Below are 1973 nucleotides of genomic sequence, written 5' to 3'. Positions count from 1 at the left end.
TCAGCAGCGTGGACAGATACGGAAACAACTCCAGGAGCACATCACGAGAGCACCCGAGGCATGATCGCGAACAGTCGGCACACCCCGCTCAACCGGGCCCTCCACCTTGATCGTGGACACCTCGACACTGGATCTTGAGTCCAGGGAGAGGAGTCCCGAGTGGGGACCTACAAGTACTCGGCGGAGTTCCGGGCGGACGCGGTGGCGTTGGCCCGTTCGTCGGGCCGGCCCGTCTCACGCATCGCCGCCGAGCTCGGCGTGAACCACGAGACGCTGCGGCAGTGGATCAAGACCGCGGAGAAGGCCGAGAGGCCCGAGGCGGTTGCGGCGTCCACGAAGGACGCGGAGATCGCTGCCTTGCGTAAGCAGGTGCGGGAGCTGGAGATGGAACGTGACATCCTGCGCCGGGCGGCCAAGTATTTTGCGGGCGAGACGAACTGGTGAGCCGCTTCGAGTTCGTTGCCGACCATCGCGGCGCCTTCGGCGTGAAGCGGCTCTGTACCGTGCTGAACCTGTCGAGGTCCGGGTTCTACCAGTGGCTGAAGACCGCCCCGGCGCGGGCCGCGAAGAAGGCCGCGGACGCCGCGCTCACCCGGCGGATACGCAAGATCCACACAGAGTCCGGGAAGACGTACGGCGCCAAGCGGATCACCGCCGAGCTCCGCGAGGGCGGTGTGATGGTGAACCGCAAGCGCGTGGAGCGGCTCATGCGCCAACACGGTATCCAGGGACGGAGGTTGAAGCGGCGGCACCGCACCACGGTTCCGGACCTCGCCGCCCAGGCGGTGCCCGATCTGCTGCGGCGCAACTTCACCGCATCCGCCCCCGACCGGGCCTGGGTCGGCGACATCACCTATCTGCCGATCGCCGGCGGGAAGTTTCTGTATCTGGCCACCGTCATCGACGTGTTCTCCCATCGCCTGCTGGGCTGGTCGATGGCCGATCACATGCGGGCCGAGCTTGTCACCGACGCGCTCAACGCGGCCGTCCGCACTCGCGGCGGCCAGGTGGACGGCGTCATCTTCCACAGCGATCACGGGGCTCAATACGGGTCGAAGACATTCGCCGACGTCTGCCACCAGGCCGGGATCCTCCGGTCCATGGGAGCGGTCGGCACCTCCGCGGACAACGCCGCCGCGGAGTCGTTCTTCGCCTCGCTCAAGCGGGAGATCCTGCCCAGCCGACGCGGCTGGCCGACAGAACGGGCCGCGCGGCTCGCGGTCTTCCGCTGGCTCGGCTTTTACAACCACCAGCGCAGGCACTCCACGATCGGCTACCTTGCGCCGGTCGCCTTCGAACAGAGATCCACTACGCTGGCCATCGCTGCATGACAACCGGTGTCCACGATCAAGGTGGAAGCCCCACCGTCCGGATCACAAGATCGTCGACAGAACCCGGATCTTCACATGGAGGGCGTCGATGAAGACGACCGGATAGACCGGGTCGAGGGGCCTGCTCTGCCACTCGGCCATGCCCTCCAGCACCTTGTCGGTAATGGTGGAGATGGTCTGGCGGGAGACCTCGGCGCCGTAGACCTCGGCCAGGTGGGCCTGCACCTCGCCGGTGGTCAGGCCCTTCGCGGCCAGCGAGATGACCATTTCGTCGACCCCGGTCAGGCGCTTCTGCCGCTTTTTGACGATCTTTGGCTCGAACGAGCCGTCCCGGTCACGGGGCACAACGATCTCCACCGGGCCGACGTCGGTCAGCACCGTCTTGGAGCGTGTGCCGTTACGGGAATTGCCGCCGTTCTTGCCCGCCGGATCGTGCTTGTCATAGCCGAGATGGCCGGTGATCTCGCCCTCCAGGGCGGACTCCAGCAGCCGCTTAGACCGTGTCCTACATGGTCAGTTTGAGGAACCGCTTGTAGCAGCAGAGGGTGGATGCCAGTCCGAGGAAGGCCAGGTAGTTGCGGGGGTGGCGTTCGTAGCGGTGGTTGAGGCGGCGGTATCCGGTCAGCCAGGACATGGTGCGTT

1 protein-coding gene and 2 pseudogenes are annotated in these 1973 nt (G+C 66.2%); 1 reads left to right on the top strand and 2 read right to left on the bottom strand.

The window, feature by feature from the left end:
* The first annotated feature begins 159 nt into the window (after window positions 1-159).
* Window positions 160-1331 (top strand): IS3 family transposase gene (locus FHS37_RS38690; RefSeq protein WP_184830008.1). Its coding sequence is split into 2 segments (ribosomal slippage): window positions 160-424 and window positions 424-1331, totalling 1173 coding nucleotides; the frame shifts between segments, so codons are not numbered across the junction.
* A 63-nt stretch (window positions 1332-1394) separates the two neighbouring features.
* On the opposite strand, the pseudogene FHS37_RS38685 reads toward FHS37_RS38690, so the two are convergent.
* A pseudogene (locus FHS37_RS38685) lies at window positions 1395-1829 on the bottom strand (transposase); the annotation flags it as partial.
* Between the two features lie 7 nt (window positions 1830-1836).
* Window positions 1837-1973, bottom strand: a pseudogene (locus FHS37_RS38680) (IS5/IS1182 family transposase); the annotation flags it as partial.

The sequence above is a fragment of the Streptomyces griseomycini genome, from assembly GCF_014203535.1.
Classification (GTDB): domain Bacteria; phylum Actinomycetota; class Actinomycetes; order Streptomycetales; family Streptomycetaceae; genus Streptomyces; species Streptomyces griseomycini.
The sequence above is the reverse complement of the archived record's forward strand: the minus strand, read 5'-3'. Positions and strand labels throughout refer to the sequence as shown.